The sequence below is a fragment of the Ruegeria profundi genome (assembly GCF_001507545.1).
GTDB classification, from domain to species: Bacteria; Pseudomonadota; Alphaproteobacteria; order Rhodobacterales; family Rhodobacteraceae; genus Ruegeria; species Ruegeria profundi.
Genome location: NZ_LQBP01000004.1, coordinates 94,826 through 109,981, shown reverse-complemented (window position 1 = coordinate 109,981; position 15,156 = coordinate 94,826). Strand labels below are relative to the sequence as shown.

The window sequence follows — 15,156 nt, the reverse complement described above, 5'->3', positions numbered from 1 at the left end:
GATCAGGCTGATATCAATTTATTGAACGTCTGTTCATTTATGCGAAGGAGGAGATCGCGAATGTTCACGGCCACAATGCAATTCGATCTTGGCGAAGACGTGAATGCCTTGCGCGAGATGGTGCATCGCTGGGCGCAGGAGCGGGTCAAGCCGATGGCGGCCGATGTCGACGCGTCTAACGCTTTTCCGAATGAGCTTTGGAAAGAAATGGGCGATCTCGGCTTGCTTGGTATTACAGTGCCCGAGGAATATGGCGGCGCGGGGATGTCGTATCTTGCCCATACGGTTGCGGTGGAAGAGGTCGCGCGGGCCTCGGCCTCGGTCTCGCTGTCTTACGGGGCGCATTCGAACCTTTGCGTCAATCAGATCAAGCTGAACGGCGATGACGCGCAGAAAGCAAAGTACCTGCCGCGTCTTATCTCGGGCGAACATGTGGGCGCGCTGGCGATGTCCGAAGCCTCGGCCGGTTCTGACGTGGTTTCGATGAAACTGCGCGCGGAAAAGCGTAACGATCACTACCGCCTGAACGGCAACAAATACTGGATCACGAACGGGCCGGACGCGGATACGCTGGTGGTTTATGCCAAGACCGATCCGGATGCAGGTTCAAAAGGAATAACGGCGTTTCTGATCGAGAAAGAGATGAAGGGGTTCTCGACCTCGCCTCATTTCGACAAGCTGGGGATGCGAGGCTCGAACACGGCGGAGCTGATTTTCGAAGATGTCGAGGTGCCGTTTGAAAACGTCTTGGGTGAAGAGGGCAAGGGCGTTGCTGTTCTGATGTCCGGTCTGGACTATGAACGTGTGGTTTTGGCCGGGATCGGAACCGGGATCATGGCCGCCTGTCTGGATGAGATCATGCCGTATCTGGCCGAGCGTAAGCAATTCGGCAAGCCGATTGGCAGCTTTCAACTGATGCAAGGTAAGATCGCCGATATGTACACGGCGATGAATTCCGCGCGGGCTTATGTTTACGAGGTCGCAAAAGCATGTGACCGGGGTGATGTGACCCGTCAGGATGCGGCGGCGTGTTGTCTTTATGCCTCGGAACAGGCGATGGTGCAGGCGCATCAGGCCGTTCAAGCGATGGGTGGTGCCGGGTTCCTGTCGGATTCGGCGGTCAGCCGTATTTTCCGCGATGCAAAGCTGATGGAGATCGGCGCGGGCACCAGCGAAATCCGCAGGATGCTGATTGGGCGCGAAATGATGAACGAGATGACCTGAGGAAAACGCCCCGCCAGAATGAGACGGGGCGTCTTGAAGAAGGTTCAGAAGCGATGGACGTAGGATATGCCGACCAGCCAGGGATCGATTTCGGCAGTGCCGATATCGTTTCCGTCCAGTTCGACGTCCGAGTCGATGTCGAACCAGCGGACATTCAGACGAACGGCACCGTTTTCAGAGACCATGTAGTCCAAACCGGCCTGAACCGCGACACCGACCGAGTCATCGACCTCCAGATCACCCAGGGGCGAACTTTCGTCAAAGAAGATGGTGTAGTTGATGCCGGCGCCAACGTAGGGCTTCCATACGCTGTTCGTCGGAAAATGATAATTCAGCGACAAGGTCGGGGGCAGATGCTTGACCGACCCGGCATCTACGCTGCCGCCCAAAGTGACCTCATGGCTGAAAGGCGTGGCGGCCAACAGTTCGACACCCAGATTATCGCGGACGAAGTACTCGACAGTAAAGATCGCGCTGGTGTCTGCGTCCACTTCGGCGTCGAATCCAGCCAATGTGCCGTTGTCGGATTTGGGATCAAGGTAGCCAACACCGACACCAACGGTCCAGTCACCTTGATTCTGGGCGAAGGTGGGGGCGGCGAGCGCAACAAGCGCGGTGGAGAGCGTCAAAGCAACGAGTTTTTTGGTCATTTTATGGCCCTTGAATATGTTGATGAGTGTGTTTTGCACAGGCGCGGTCGGGTAAACTCTGATCTACATCAAGTGGGCGTACCCCTTCGAACCGCGCTTCATTGTAATGCACTGGAAATAAAGGATTTTCAAAATGCCTCCCGCTGATTGCATACCGGGGATGCAAAAAGATGGGGGCTGGTTAATCCCCGACAGGCTGAACATGGCGCGGCAGTGTTTTTCTCAGCCCAAGGATCGTGTTGCGATCATCGATCTGACCGGCGGTGGTTGTGAGTCCATCACTTATGGCGCATTGCAGCGCATGGCGGACGGAATAGCGCATGACCTGAAAACGCAGGTTCAGCCTGGTGACAGGGTTGGTGTTCTTCTTAGCCAATCTCCGTGGTGTGCGGCGGCACATCTTGCAATCTGGAAGATCGGCGCGATCTCGGTTCCCTTGTTCAAGTTGTTCAAGCACGATGCTTTGGCGTCGCGGGTAGGGGATGCGGGCGCGTTGCTTGTGTTGACGGATACCGAAGGGGCGGCGTTGGTAGGCGATCTGGCCCGACCTGTCGTCGTTGACCAGATCGCGCCGTCGGATGACCCGCTGCCCTTCGCGGATACCGGTCCCGAAGATCCTGCGGTTCTGATCTATACCTCTGGCACTACAGGCAGCCCTAAGGGCGCGCTGCATGGCCATCGGGTTCTGACCGGCCACTTGCCCGGTGTTTCGATCAGTCACAATCATCTGCGGGAAGGCGACTGCCTATGGACACCCGCTGATTGGGCCTGGATTGGCGGGCTGTTCGACGTGTTGATGCCCGGTTTGGCGCTGGGCATTCCGGTGGTCGCCGCGCGGCTTGAGAAATTCACCCCCGAAGCCTGCGCTGACGTAATCGCGCGTGGGCGCGTGCGGAACGTGTTCTTTCCACCGACCGCCCTTCGAATGCTGAAAGCCGCGGATCAGGCGATTCCCGGTTTGCGCTCGGTCGCTTCGGGTGGGGAGCCATTAGGGGCTGAGATGCTGGCCTGGGGGCAGAAGGCGTTTGGGCTTACGATCAACGAATTCTACGGTCAGACTGAATGCAACATGGTCGTTTCATCCTGCGCCGTGGATTTCCCAGTGCGACCCGGTTGTATCGGCAAGCCCGTGCCGGGGCATGAGGTTGCCGTGATCGACGAAGACGGCAACCCGACGAGCGAGGAGGGAGACGTAGCGATCCGGCGCGGCTCAGCCTCGATGCTGCTGGAATACTGGAACCGGCCTGCAGCCACCGCTGAAAAGTTCCGCGGCGACTGGCTGATCACCGGCGACCGCGGCATTTGGGAGGGCGACTATCTGCGCTTCATCGGCCGCGAAGATGATGTGATTACGTCCGCCGGATATCGCATTGGCCCGGCCGAGATCGAGGATTGCCTGCTGACCCACCCGGCAGTGGCGACCGTCGGCGTGGTCGGCAAGCCCGATCCACTGCGCACCGAGATCGTGAAAGCCTATGTGGTTTTGAAACCAGAGGCTGAGGCTGCGGAGCATGAGTTACAGGATTGGGTCAAAGAACGCCTGGCGCATTATTCGTATCCACGCGAAGTGGCATTATTAAAGGAGTTGCCGATGACGGTGACGGGTAAGGTCATCCGCAAGGAATTGAAAGCGCGGGCGAGAGCGGAATTGGGAACATAGAAATGAAACTCACATCCAAAGTCATGCCTGCCTCTGACGGCTTCAAGACAAACCGCGCAGCGCATCTGGAGGCGCTGGCGCACATCTCTGCCGCTGCCGAAGCAGCCCGCATGGGCGGGGGGGAGAAATCCCGCGCGCGGCATGAATCGCGGGGCAAGATGCTGCCGCGTCGCCGGGTGGCGAACCTGCTTGATCCGGGGTCTCCGTTTCTGGAGATCGGCGCGACGGCGGCGCATGGGATGTATGGCGATGCTGCGCCAAGCGCTGGGGTCGTTGCGGGCATTGGCCGGGTGCAGGGGCGTGAAGTTATGGTGGTATGCAACGACGCCACCGTGAAGGGCGGCACTTACTATCCGATGACGGTCAAGAAACACCTCCGCGCGCAGGAGATCGCTGAGGAAAACCACCTGCCCTGCATCTATCTGGTCGACAGTGGCGGTGCGAACCTGCCCAATCAGGATGAGGTCTTCCCCGACCGCGACCACTTTGGCCGCATCTTCTATAACCAAGCACGGATGAGCGCGAAGGGCATCCCTCAGGTCGCGGTGGTGATGGGGTCTTGTACGGCGGGTGGGGCTTATGTGCCTGCGATGTCGGACGTGACCATCATTGTAAAAGAGCAGGGCACGATTTTTCTGGCCGGGCCGCCTCTGGTCAAGGCCGCAACCGGCGAGGTTGTCACAGCTGAGGATCTGGGCGGCGGCGACGTGCATACCCGCTTGTCCGGTGTGGCGGACTATCTGGCCGAGGACGACGCCCATGCGCTGGCCTTGGCGCGGCGGGCGGTTGGTTCGCTGAATCTGCGCAAGCCGCAGACCGTGGATTGGGCCAGCCCCGAAGACCCGGCTTATGACCCCGAGGAGCTCCTTGGCGTTGTCCCCGCTGACCTGCGCACGCCCTATGATATTCGCGAGGTGATCGCCCGCCTAGTCGATGGATCGCGCTTTGATGAATTCAAACCTCGGTTCGGGGAAACTCTGGTGACAGGGTTCGCCCATGTCAAAGGCTGCCCGGTCGGGATCATTGCCAACAACGGCGTGTTGTTTTCCGAGGCCGCGCAGAAGGGCGCACATTTTGTCGAGCTTTGCTCGCAGCGTCGCATCCCGCTGGTGTTTCTGCAAAACATCACGGGTTTCATGGTCGGACGGAAATATGAAAACGAAGGCATCGCGCGGCATGGCGCCAAGATGGTGACGGCTGTGGCGACGACCTCTGTGCCTAAGATCACGATGCTTGTCGGAGGCTCATTCGGGGCTGGAAACTATGGCATGGCGGGCCGGGCCTACCAACCGCGGTTCCTGTGGACCTGGCCGAACTCACGGATTTCCGTGATGGGTGGCGAACAGGCCGCAGGGGTGTTGGCCACCGTCAAACGCGATGGAATCGAGCGGCAGGGCGGCACGTGGTCACCCGAGGAAGAGGCTGAGTTCAAGCGCCCAACGCTTGAGATGTTCGAAGAGCAGTCCCATCCGCTCTATGCCTCGGCGCGGTTGTGGGATGACGGCATCATCGACCCGCGCAAAAGCCGCGACGTGCTGGCCCTGTCCCTCAGCGCTGCTTTGAACGCCCCGATTGAGGAGACACGTTTCGGCGTGTTCAGGATGTGATTGTCATGGCATTGAATGACGTATTGACCCGCTATCCCGGTGCGCAAACCTTTAAATTCGGTGATAGCGCGGAATTGAGCGCTGAGTTGCTGGCACTGGTGCGCTCCGGTCGGAAAACAGCAACCTGTGGCGCGCGTCGGGATTATCCCGACGGCAGCCCCGATATGCCGGTTGTCGGACGCCAGGATATTGCTTTGGAATGGGACGGTCGCCCGGCATTGGTCATCGAAACGGTCGAGGTATCGATCTGTCGATACTGCGATGTGACGGAAGACTTCGCCTTGGCTGAGGGTGAGAACGAAACCCTTGAAGGATGGCGCCGGGATCATCAGCGTTACTTTGAGCGTAACGGTGGATTTGAACCTGAGATGGAACTGGTGTGCGAGCGGTTCCGGCTTGTAGAAGATCTGGCGGTTGAGGGGTAGAAGATGTTCAACAAAATCCTGATTGCCAACCGGGGCGAGATTGCCTGTCGGGTCATGGAAACGGCGCAATCCATGGGCGTGTCCTGCGTGGCCGTCTACTCGGATGCGGATGCGACGGCCAAGCACGTTCAGATGGCGGATGAGGCTGTGCACATTGGCGGTGCGGCCCCGGCCGAGAGTTACCTGAAGGGTGACGTGATTATTCAGGCCGCACTAAAGAGCGGGGCGCAGGCGATACATCCCGGGTATGGTTTCCTGTCCGAAAATCCCAAATTCGTCGATGCGGTCGAGGCCGCTGGGCTGGTGTTCATCGGACCTTCGGCGGATGCCATTCGCAAAATGGGTCTAAAGGACGCGGCTAAAGTGCTGATGGAGCAGGCCGGCGTTCCGGTTGTTCCGGGCTATCACGGTGACAATCAGGACCCCGAGCATCTGGCCGGGGCTGCCGACACCATTGGGTATCCGGTGCTGATCAAGGCCGTCGCCGGTGGCGGTGGAAAAGGCATGCGCCTGGTAGAGCGACCCCAAGATTTCGCCGCCGCGCTGGATAGCGCCCGTGGTGAGGCGCGCACCGCATTCGGCAATGACGATGTGTTGGTCGAAAAATTCGTCGCCAAACCGCGCCATATTGAAGTGCAGGTTTTTGGCGATGGCACCCATGCGGTGCATCTATTCGAACGCGATTGTTCGCTACAACGCCGCCATCAGAAAGTGATCGAAGAGGCTCCGGCCCCCGGAATGACGCCCGAGATGCGCGAGGCGATGGGTCAGGCCGGTGTGCGTGCAGCAGAAGCCATCGGCTATAAAGGTGCGGGAACGGTCGAGTTCATCGTGGATGCGTCGGACGGGCTGCGCCCGGATCGCTTCTGGTTCATGGAGATGAATACCCGCCTGCAAGTAGAGCATCCGGTGACCGAAGCGATCACGGGTATTGACCTAGTCGAATGGCAGTTGCGGGTAGCGTCAGGTGAGGCTTTGCCGAAACGGCAGGAAGACCTGTCAATCTCGGGCCATGCTTTCGAGGCACGGCTTTATGCCGAAGACGTGCCCAAGGGCTTTCTGCCTGCAACGGGCACCCTGACGCATCTGCACTTTCCACCCGCCTGTCGCGCCGACAGCGGGGTGCGTGCGGGTGACACGATCAGCCCGTGGTATGACCCGATGATCGCCAAGGTTATCGTCCACGGCCCCACGCGAGAGGTTGCGCTGGAGCAATTGCACCGGACCCTACAGCAGACTGAGGTCGCAGGTACTGTCACAAACCTTGCTTTTCTTGGCGCGCTTACGCGGCACAACGGTTTCGCCGCCGGTGACGTGGATACCGGGTTGATTGGGCGTGATCTTGAGGCGCTGACACAGCAGGAGCCGGTGTCGGCCGCAACCTGTGTGGCTGCAGCGATGACCGCACTCGGTCTGGTTGAGACGACCAACGAAACCGGGTTCTCGCTGTGGGCACCGCTGCATCGGGCGGTTCAGCTCTTGGCACCCGAGGTGATTGATCTGGACGTTCAGGTCGAAAGCCCCGATCGTCAGGTGTGGCAGATTGGCGAGCAGACCGTTATCGCCGAACGCAGCACTGGTGGTTGGCTGATCGGTGGCGCGCCAATGCCGCGCGTTTCGGTTTCGGGGCCTCAGGTCACTGTGTTCGATGCCTACGGACAGGCCTTTGATATCGTCGATCCGCTGGACCGTGATGCCAGTGCCGCGGGGGATACCAACGTGATCGAGGCACCCATGCCCGGTCTGGTGAAAGCCGTGTTTGCCTCGGTTGGGCAGGCGGTAAACGAAGGGGATCGGCTGGCCGTCCTCGAAGCCATGAAGATGGAGCATTCGTTGCTGGCAGCCCGAGATGGAATAGTGGCCGAGGTATTGGTCGAGAATGGCGGGCAGGTTGAAGCCGGTGCCGCGCTGATCAGGCTGGAAGAAGAGTGATTTCGACACCTGCCGCCTAGGGTGGCACTGTCGGAGGTGATCAAAGCTGGGAGGAGCGCAGCCATGGGCGAGCGGGTCGATATTTTTGAGGTAGGTCCACGCGATGGTCTGCAGAACGAAAAACGCGAGATCGCGGTTTCTGAAAAGGTAGCCCTGATCAATTGCCTCAGCCGTGCGGGCTTCAACCGGATTGAAGTGGCCAGTTTCGTCTCGCCTAAATGGGTGCCGCAAATGGCGGGCAGTGCCGAAGTTTTGGCCAAGATCACTCGGGCGGACGGAGTGCGTTACGCCGCGCTGACCCCAAACATGCGCGGGTACGAGGACGCGCTTGCAGCCAAGGCAGATGAAATCGCGGTATTTGCCTCGGCGTCCGAGGGGTTTTCCAAGGCCAATATCAACGCCACGATTGCCGAGTCGATTGAGCGGTTCACCCCTATCCTTGAGGCCGCGCGACATATTGATCTGCCGGTGCGAGGTTACGTGTCTTGCGTGACGGACTGCCCGTATGATGGCCCGACACCGCCAGAAAAGGTGGCAGAGGTCGCGGATCACCTGTTTGCGCTGGGCTGCTACGAGGTGTCGTTGGGTGATACGATCGGGCAGGGCACGCCGGATACTATCGCTCATATGTTGCTGGCCGTGCGCGACCGCGTTCCCGTGACCCGGCTTGCAGGGCATTTCCATGACACGAACGGGCGCGCTATCGACAACATCGATGCAGCACTGGCACTGGGCGTTCGTACCTTTGATACGGCTGTCGGGGGGTTGGGCGGGTGCCCATACGCGCCCGGAGCCGCCGGAAACGTCGCGACCGAGGCGGTGGTCGCGCATCTGGAACGGCTGGGTTATGAGACCGGGCTTGATCTGGGAATAGTAGAAGAGGCAGCGCAGCTTGCCCGCGCCATGCGGTCAGAGTGAGGGACGGCAATGTTTGAAACGATTTCACTAACGACCGATGCACGCGGGATTGCAACCCTGACGCTGGACCGGGCCGAGAAGCACAACGCAATGTCGGCGCAAATGATATCTGAGTTGACGCAGGCCGCTCGGCAATTGGGTGAAGACGACGCGGTGCGTGCCGTGGTACTGACCGGCGCGGGCAAGAGCTTCTGCGCGGGCGGTGACTTGGGGTGGATGCGGGATCAGATGTCCGCTGATCCAGAAACCCGGTTTTCCGAGGCGCGCAAACTGGCCGAGATGTTGCAAGCACTGAATACCATGTCCCGGCCCCTCATCGGTGCCGTGCAGGGCAACGCGTTTGGTGGTGGCGTCGGGCTGGCCGCGGTTTGTGACGTGGCAATTGGCGCAATCGGCTTGAAAATGGGTCTGACCGAAACGCGGCTTGGTCTGATTCCCGCTACCATCGGCCCTTATGTTATCGCCCGTATGGGCGAGGCCCGCGCGCGGCGCGTTTTCATGTCAGCACGGCTGTTTGACGCCGCCGAAGCCGTTGAGCTTGGCTTGCTGGCCAAAGCGGTGCCTTCCGCTGATCTGAGCGCGGCTGTTGAAAAAGAAGTCCTACCCTATCTCTCTTGCGCGCCGGGTGCGGTGGCATCGGCCAAATCACTGGTGCGATCGCTGGGACCGACAATTGACAATTTGGTGATCGATCAGACCATCCAGGCGCTGGTCGAGCGGTGGGAGACCACCGAAGCGCACGAAGGTATCAGTGCTTTTTTTGAAAAACGAAAGCCTTCTTGGAGCAATGAAGGCTAGCGCGCTAGAACAGCGTTTAAATTCGGGTGAAAAATGTAGCTTTTTTATTGCTGGAAACAACTGAGTTATTAGGCCACTGCGCGTTTGTGCTCGGTTGACCCCCTGATCCTGCGCGGATAGAGAATGGCCAGTCAACACGCCAATTGACGGCGCCCCCGGTTTGGGTTGCGCAGGAAAGGAGCTATTCGTGGAAGACCTGCTACGGGAGTATCTCCCGATTCTGGTGTTTCTGGCCGTTGCTGTGGGCCTTGGAATCGTCCTGATTCTGGCGGCTGTGGTTCTGGCTGTACGTAACCCCGACCCTGAAAAGGTCAGTGCATATGAATGCGGCTTTAACGCATTCGACGATGCGCGGATGAAATTCGACGTCCGATTCTACCTAGTGTCGATTCTCTTCATTATTTTTGATTTGGAAATCGCCTTTCTGTTCCCTTGGGCCGTTGGGTTCCGGGACATTAGCGATGTGGGTTTCTGGTCAATGATGGTGTTCCTGGGCGTTCTGACCATCGGCTTTGCCTATGAATGGAAGAAGGGGGCCTTGGAATGGGAGTGATGACAGGTGCAAACACTGCCGGTGTCGACAAGGAGGTCGCCACCGAGGCCTTGAATGCCGAGTTGCAGGACAAAGGGTTCCTGCTGACATCGTCCGAGGACATCATCAACTGGGCCCGTACCGGATCACTGCATTGGATGACATTCGGTTTGGCCTGTTGCGCGGTCGAGATGATGCACACCTCAATGCCTCGGTACGACGCGGAACGGTTCGGAATTGCCCCCCGCGCTTCCCCGCGCCAGTCCGACGTGATGATTGTTGCGGGGACGCTGACCAACAAGATGGCCCCAGCGCTGCGCAAGGTCTATGATCAGATGCCCGAGCCGCGTTACGTGATCTCGATGGGGTCCTGCGCCAACGGGGGTGGTTACTATCACTACTCGTACTCTGTGGTGCGTGGCTGTGACCGCATCGTTCCGGTTGATATTTATGTCCCCGGCTGCCCTCCAACGGCTGAGGCGTTGTTGTACGGCCTGATGCAGTTGCAACGCAAAATCCGCCGCACCGGCACAATCGTACGCTGAGGAGAGGGCAGATGAGCGAAGCACTCAAAGAACTTGGCACGCAGCTGGAGGTGAAGCGGACGGATTGCGTTCTGTCCTGGGATGTGACCCACGATGAGCTGAACGTCGATGTGGCCCCGTCAAGCCTTGTGGAGTTTGTCGAGTTTTTGAAAACCGACCAAAGCTGCAAATTCTCGACGCTGGTGGATATCACGGGTGTGGACTACCCCGAACGGCCCAAGCGGTTCGACGTGGTTTACCATTTCCTGTCGATGTACCAGAACCAGCGTATTCGCCTGCGGGTTTCGATCCGCGAAGAAGATATGGTGCCCTCAATCACGGACATTCACCCTTCGGCCAACTGGTTCGAGCGTGAGGTGTTTGATATGTTTGGCATCCTGTTCTCAGGGCATCCCGACCTGCGGCGTATCCTGACCGACTATGGCTTCCGCGGCTATCCTTTGCGCAAGGATTTCCCGACCACCGGATATACCGAGGTGCGGTATGATGAGGCACAAAAGCGGGTTGTCTATGAACCTGTCAGTCTGGTTCAGGAGTATCGTCAGTTCGATTTCATGAGCCCTTGGGAGGGTGCGAATTACATTTTGCCTGGAGATGAAAAACAGGAGTCGTAGTCATGTTTGAGTTCCTGATCTGGATTGTGTTGGTGGTGGCGACGGTCGTACCGATGACCAAGCTGTTGCCGCATTTCGGGATCAACAAGAACTGGGCGTTCGCATGCATAATCTCACCGGTCGTGCTTATCCTGTTATGGATCATGGCCTTGAAGTTGCAAGAGATGGAGCGCCGCTGACATGATAGGTGAACTGATCGCATTGGGCGCGTTGGGCGTGCTGCTGGCAGGGGCCGCAGTGAAAGCGACCGAAGCTGAGAAGGTCCGGGTTCGGGCTGAAGCGAAAAAGAAAAAACGGGGGCGTTGATGGACGGCTCAAGATACGATGACGGCAGCACGGACGCGCTGAGCGGAGAACAGAAGATCCGCAACTTCAACATAAACTTCGGCCCGCAACACCCTGCGGCGCATGGGGTTTTGCGCCTTGTGCTTGAGCTCGACGGCGAGATCGTTGAACGCTGCGATCCACATATCGGCCTGCTTCACCGAGGCACCGAAAAGCTGATGGAAAGCCGGACCTATCTGCAGAACCTGCCATATTTCGACCGGCTGGATTACGTGGCGCCGATGAATCAGGAACATGCCTGGTGTCTGGCTATTGAAAAGCTGACTGGTGTGGAAGTGCCGCGCCGGGGATCGCTGATCCGGGTGCTTTATTCCGAGATCGGGCGTATTCTGAACCACCTGCTGAACGTGACCACGCAGGCGATGGACGTGGGCGCACTCACCCCGCCGCTTTGGGGCTTTGAAGAGCGTGAAAAGCTTATGGTTTTCTATGAACGTGCTTGTGGCGCCCGCTTGCACGCCGCCTATTTCCGCCCGGGCGGTGTTCATCAGGACCTGCCGCCGGAATTGCTCGACGATATCGAGGCGTGGAGCCATGAGTTCCCTGCCGTTCTGGATGACATCGACGGTCTGCTGACCGAAAACCGCATCTTCAAGCAGCGCAATGCGGATATCGGTGTCGTGACCGAGGATGACATTCAGAAATACGGCTTCTCGGGCGTGATGGTGCGTGGATCGGGTTTGGCCTGGGATTTGCGCCGCGCGCAGCCCTATGAATGTTATGATGAGTTCGAATTCCAGATACCTGTCGGCAAGAACGGCGACTGCTATGACCGTTATCTCTGCCGCATGGAAGAGATGCGCCAGTCGCTGCTGATCATCCGTCAGGCCATCGCCAAAATCCGCGAGTGCCCCGGCGACGTTCTGGCGCGCGGTAAAATCACCCCGCCGAAACGTTCGGACATGAAGACCTCGATGGAAAGTTTGATCCATCACTTCAAGCTGTATACCGAGGGCTTCCACGTCCCCGCGGGCGAGGTTTATGCCGCTGTCGAAGCCCCTAAGGGCGAGTTCGGCGTCTATCTGGTCGCCGACGGCACCAACAAACCCTACCGCGCCAAACTGCGCGCACCGGGTTTCCTGCACCTGCAAGCTATGGACCATGTTGCAAAGGGCCACCAACTGGCCGACGTGGCCGCCATCATCGGCACCATGGATGTCGTATTTGGAGAGATTGACCGCTAATGCTCCGCCGTCTTCACCCAGAACAACCTGAAAGCTTTGCCTTCACCGCTGCCAACCAGCAATGGGCCGAAGCGCAAATCACTAAATACCCCGAGGGCCGTCAGGCCAGCGCGGTCATTCCATTGCTCTGGCGCGCGCAAGAGCAGGAGGGCTGGCTGAGCCGCCCGGCGATCGAATCTGTCGCAGACATGCTGGGTATGGCCTATATCCGCGTGCTTGAAGTCGCATCCTTTTACTTTATGTTCCAGCTGCAACCAGTTGGTTCCGTGGCACACATTCAGGTGTGCGGCACGACCTCCTGCATGATCTGTGGGGCCGAGGACCTGATCGCGGTTTGTAGGGAAAAGATCGCAGCCAAACCGCACGAACTGTCTGCGGATGGTAAGCTGAGCTGGGAAGAGGTTGAATGCCTGGGGTCTTGCACCAACGCGCCGATGGCGCAGATCGGCAAGGACTATTACGAAGACCTGACCACCGAGAGTTTCGGCAAGATCATCGATGATCTGGCCGCCGGAAAGGTTCCTACTCCGGGGCCGCAAAACGGGCGTTATGCGTCGGAACCTTTGAAGGGTCTGAGTAGCCTGTCCGAGTATGAGGCGGGCAAGCCTCAGTACAACGCCAGTGTTGAACTGGCCACTGATCTGGGCGACACGGTCAAGCGGATCGACGGAACCGAAGTACCGATCCTGACGCCTTGGTTGGGCAAAGATGGCAAAGCCACCGCGAGTCAAGCCGCGCCCAAACCGCCTAAAGCGCCTGAGACTGGAAAGACTGCGGCGCAGCAAGGTGGCACCAGGAAATCGTCCAAGGCTGAACCGGCTTCGCCGGAAGGTGCTGCGGCCAAGGCAGACAGCACAGAGGTTCAGGAAGCCCAACCCGAAACGCTTAGCGCAGCGCGCGATGGTAAGGCGGACAATCTGAAGTTGCTGAAAGGCGTCGGACCCAAACTTGAACATACGCTGAACGAGCTGGGTATTTATCATTTCGACCAGATCGCAGCGTGGACACCCGAGCACGTGGCCTGGGTGGATGAGCGGTTGCAGTTCAAAGGGCGGATTGAACGCGACGGCTGGATTGAACAGGCCGGGAAACTGGCAGCGGGTGAGGAAACCGAATTCGCCAAACGCGCCAAGGAAGATGGCACTTACGACGACGATTAAACGGTGCCCGGTCGGGGCATCAGGGTAAGATGGACAAGGACAAAGAACAGGCCATAGCCCGCAAGGGCCGTCATATTGGTATAGTCATTGCCGCGACTATGCTGTTTTGGCTTGCCATGAACCTTTTTGTCGGACCCGCACTGGAATTGACGACGCGACATGCCCTGCTTTTTGACTTCGCTGCTCTGGCGGGTTTCATCTACGCGGGTGTCAACATTTTTCAACTCTGGCGGATGCGTCAGGATAGCCAAAGGTAACTAGCGATGCTGAAGGATCAGGACCGGATCTTTACCAACATCTACGGGATGCATGAGCGTACTTTGAAGGGTGCGCAAGCCCGGGGGCATTGGGATGGCACTGCTGGCCTGATGGAAAAGGGCCGCGACTGGATCATCCAGACGATGAAGGATTCAGGGCTTCGTGGACGAGGTGGCGCGGGTTTCCCGACGGGACTGAAGTGGTCTTTCATGCCGAAGGAAAGCGACGGCCGTCCGGCGTATCTGGTTGTGAACGCAGATGAATCCGAACCCGGCACCTGCAAGGACCGCGAGATCATGCGCCACGATCCGCATACGCTGATCGAAGGCTGCCTGATCGCCTCTTTCGCGATGAATGCGCATACCTGCTATATCTACCTGCGCGGCGAATATATTCGTGAGCGTGAGGCGCTGCAGGCTGCGATTGATGAGGCGTATGACGCAGGCCTTCTGGGCAAGAACGCCGCGGGCTCGGGCTGGGACTTTGATCTGTTTCTGCATCACGGGGCAGGGGCGTACATTTGCGGTGAGGAAACCGCTCTGATCGAAAGCCTTGAGGGCAAGAAGGGAATGCCGCGGATGAAGCCTCCGTTCCCGGCGGGAGCGGGCCTTTATGGGTGTCCGACGACGGTGAATAATGTGGAATCCATCGCCGTTGTTCCCACGATCCTACGCCGTGGTGCTGACTGGTTTGCGGGTTTTGGTCGTCAAAACAATGCGGGCACCAAACTGTTTGCGATTTCGGGCCACGTGAATAACCCGTGTGTCGTCGAAGAGGCGATGTCGATCTCGTTCGAAGAACTGATCGAGACCCATTGCGGCGGCATTCGCGGCGGTTGGGACAATCTGCTTGCGGTGATACCGGGCGGCTCGTCCGTGCCATGTGTGCGCGGTGAGAACATGCGCGATGCCATCATGGATTTCGACTACTTGCGCAATGATCTGGGCTCGGGTTTGGGTACGGCTGCGGTAATCGTCATGGACAAGTCCACCGATATCATCAAGGCGATCTGGCGTCTGTCGAAATTCTATAAGCATGAAAGCTGCGGTCAGTGTACGCCGTGTCGCGAAGGCACAGGCTGGATGATGCGTGTCATGGACCGCCTTGTGCGTGGCGAGGCCGAGTTGGAAGAAATCGACATGCTGTTTGATGTGACCAAGCAGGTCGAAGGCCACACGATCTGCGCGCTGGGTGATGCGGCCGCCTGGCCGATCCAGGGTCTGATCCGCAACTTCCGCGAAGAGATCGAAGACCGCATCAAGGCTCAGAAATCGGGCCGCATGGGCGCTATGGCGGCGGAGTAA

Annotated in this window: 17 protein-coding genes; 16 read left to right on the top strand and 1 reads right to left on the bottom strand. The window is 58.6% G+C overall.

What is annotated here, in order from left to right; genetic code table 11:
• The first annotated feature begins 60 nt into the window (after positions 1-60).
• Entirely contained in the window at positions 61-1,224 is a 1,164-nt protein-coding gene (locus AVO44_RS08860) for an isovaleryl-CoA dehydrogenase (protein WP_068335571.1), read from the top strand.
• A gap of 44 nt (positions 1,225-1,268) precedes the next feature.
• Here the strand turns inward: AVO44_RS08860 and AVO44_RS08855 are convergent, their stop codons facing one another.
• Positions 1,269-1,874 (bottom strand): OmpW/AlkL family protein, encoded by a 606-nt coding sequence (locus tag AVO44_RS08855; RefSeq protein WP_068335569.1) that lies wholly within the window; start codon positions 1,872-1,874, stop codon positions 1,269-1,271.
• 133 nt (positions 1,875-2,007) lie between these two features.
• Between AVO44_RS08855 and AVO44_RS08850 the strand changes: the two genes are divergently transcribed.
• The 15 genes from AVO44_RS08850 (at position 2,008) to nuoF (ending at position 15,156) form a co-directional block, all read left to right on the top strand.
• Positions 2,008-3,534 carry an AMP-binding protein gene (locus tag AVO44_RS08850; RefSeq protein ID WP_068335568.1) on the top strand — a complete coding sequence of 509 codons (1,527 nt, stop codon included), beginning with the start codon at positions 2,008-2,010 and terminating at the stop codon, positions 3,532-3,534.
• A gap of 2 nt (positions 3,535-3,536) precedes the next feature.
• A complete protein-coding gene (locus AVO44_RS08845; protein ID WP_068335567.1) occupies positions 3,537-5,141 on the top strand; it encodes a carboxyl transferase domain-containing protein in 1,605 nt (534 codons plus the stop codon).
• A gap of 5 nt (positions 5,142-5,146) precedes the next feature.
• Complete coding sequence (locus AVO44_RS08840; protein ID WP_068335565.1) at positions 5,147-5,566, top strand: ASCH domain-containing protein; 420 nt, start codon at positions 5,147-5,149, stop codon at positions 5,564-5,566.
• 3 nt (positions 5,567-5,569) lie between these two features.
• On the top strand, positions 5,570-7,498 hold the full coding sequence (locus AVO44_RS08835) for an acetyl/propionyl/methylcrotonyl-CoA carboxylase subunit alpha (RefSeq protein ID WP_068335564.1): 1,929 nt from the start codon (positions 5,570-5,572) through the stop codon (positions 7,496-7,498).
• Between the two features lie 63 nt (positions 7,499-7,561).
• Complete coding sequence (locus AVO44_RS08830) at positions 7,562-8,416, top strand: hydroxymethylglutaryl-CoA lyase (protein ID WP_068335563.1); 855 nt, start codon at positions 7,562-7,564, stop codon at positions 8,414-8,416.
• A 9-nt stretch (positions 8,417-8,425) separates the two neighbouring features.
• Entirely contained in the window at positions 8,426-9,214 is a 789-nt protein-coding gene (locus AVO44_RS08825; RefSeq protein WP_068335560.1) for a crotonase/enoyl-CoA hydratase family protein, read from the top strand.
• A 187-nt stretch (positions 9,215-9,401) separates the two neighbouring features.
• Positions 9,402-9,767, top strand: coding sequence for an NADH-quinone oxidoreductase subunit A (locus tag AVO44_RS08820; protein ID WP_068335558.1), 366 nt, complete (start codon positions 9,402-9,404; stop codon positions 9,765-9,767).
• The gene (locus tag AVO44_RS08815) at positions 9,758-10,291 is read left to right on the top strand and encodes a NuoB/complex I 20 kDa subunit family protein (RefSeq protein ID WP_068335556.1); all 534 of its coding nucleotides are present in this window, start codon (positions 9,758-9,760) and stop codon (positions 10,289-10,291) included. Before AVO44_RS08820 ends, AVO44_RS08815 begins: the two co-directional genes overlap by 10 nt.
• Positions 10,292-10,302: 11 nt before the next feature.
• Positions 10,303-10,905 (top strand): NADH-quinone oxidoreductase subunit C, encoded by a 603-nt coding sequence (locus AVO44_RS08810; RefSeq protein ID WP_068335554.1) that lies wholly within the window; start codon positions 10,303-10,305, stop codon positions 10,903-10,905.
• Positions 10,906-10,907: 2 nt separating this feature from the next.
• Positions 10,908-11,084, top strand: a complete 177-nt coding sequence (locus tag AVO44_RS21285) for an NADH dehydrogenase (RefSeq protein ID WP_068335552.1) — start codon at positions 10,908-10,910, stop codon at positions 11,082-11,084.
• Between the two features lies 1 nt (position 11,085).
• Positions 11,086-11,211, top strand: coding sequence for a hypothetical protein (locus tag AVO44_RS21710; protein ID WP_267885766.1), 126 nt, complete (start codon positions 11,086-11,088; stop codon positions 11,209-11,211).
• Positions 11,211-12,434: an NADH-quinone oxidoreductase subunit D gene (locus AVO44_RS08800; protein WP_170375130.1), complete on the top strand. Its 1,224-nt coding sequence runs from the start codon at positions 11,211-11,213 to the stop codon at positions 12,432-12,434. The genes AVO44_RS21710 and AVO44_RS08800 overlap by 1 nt, the downstream gene beginning before the upstream one ends.
• Entirely contained in the window at positions 12,434-13,594 is a 1,161-nt protein-coding gene (locus tag AVO44_RS08795) for an NADH-quinone oxidoreductase subunit E (RefSeq protein ID WP_068335550.1), read from the top strand. Before AVO44_RS08800 ends, AVO44_RS08795 begins: the two co-directional genes overlap by 1 nt.
• A gap of 29 nt (positions 13,595-13,623) precedes the next feature.
• Positions 13,624-13,851: a DUF5337 domain-containing protein gene (locus AVO44_RS08790; RefSeq protein ID WP_068335548.1), complete on the top strand. Its 228-nt coding sequence runs from the start codon at positions 13,624-13,626 to the stop codon at positions 13,849-13,851.
• Positions 13,852-13,857: 6 nt separating this feature from the next.
• A complete protein-coding gene (gene nuoF / locus AVO44_RS08785; RefSeq protein ID WP_068335546.1) occupies positions 13,858-15,156 on the top strand; it encodes an NADH-quinone oxidoreductase subunit NuoF in 1,299 nt (432 codons plus the stop codon).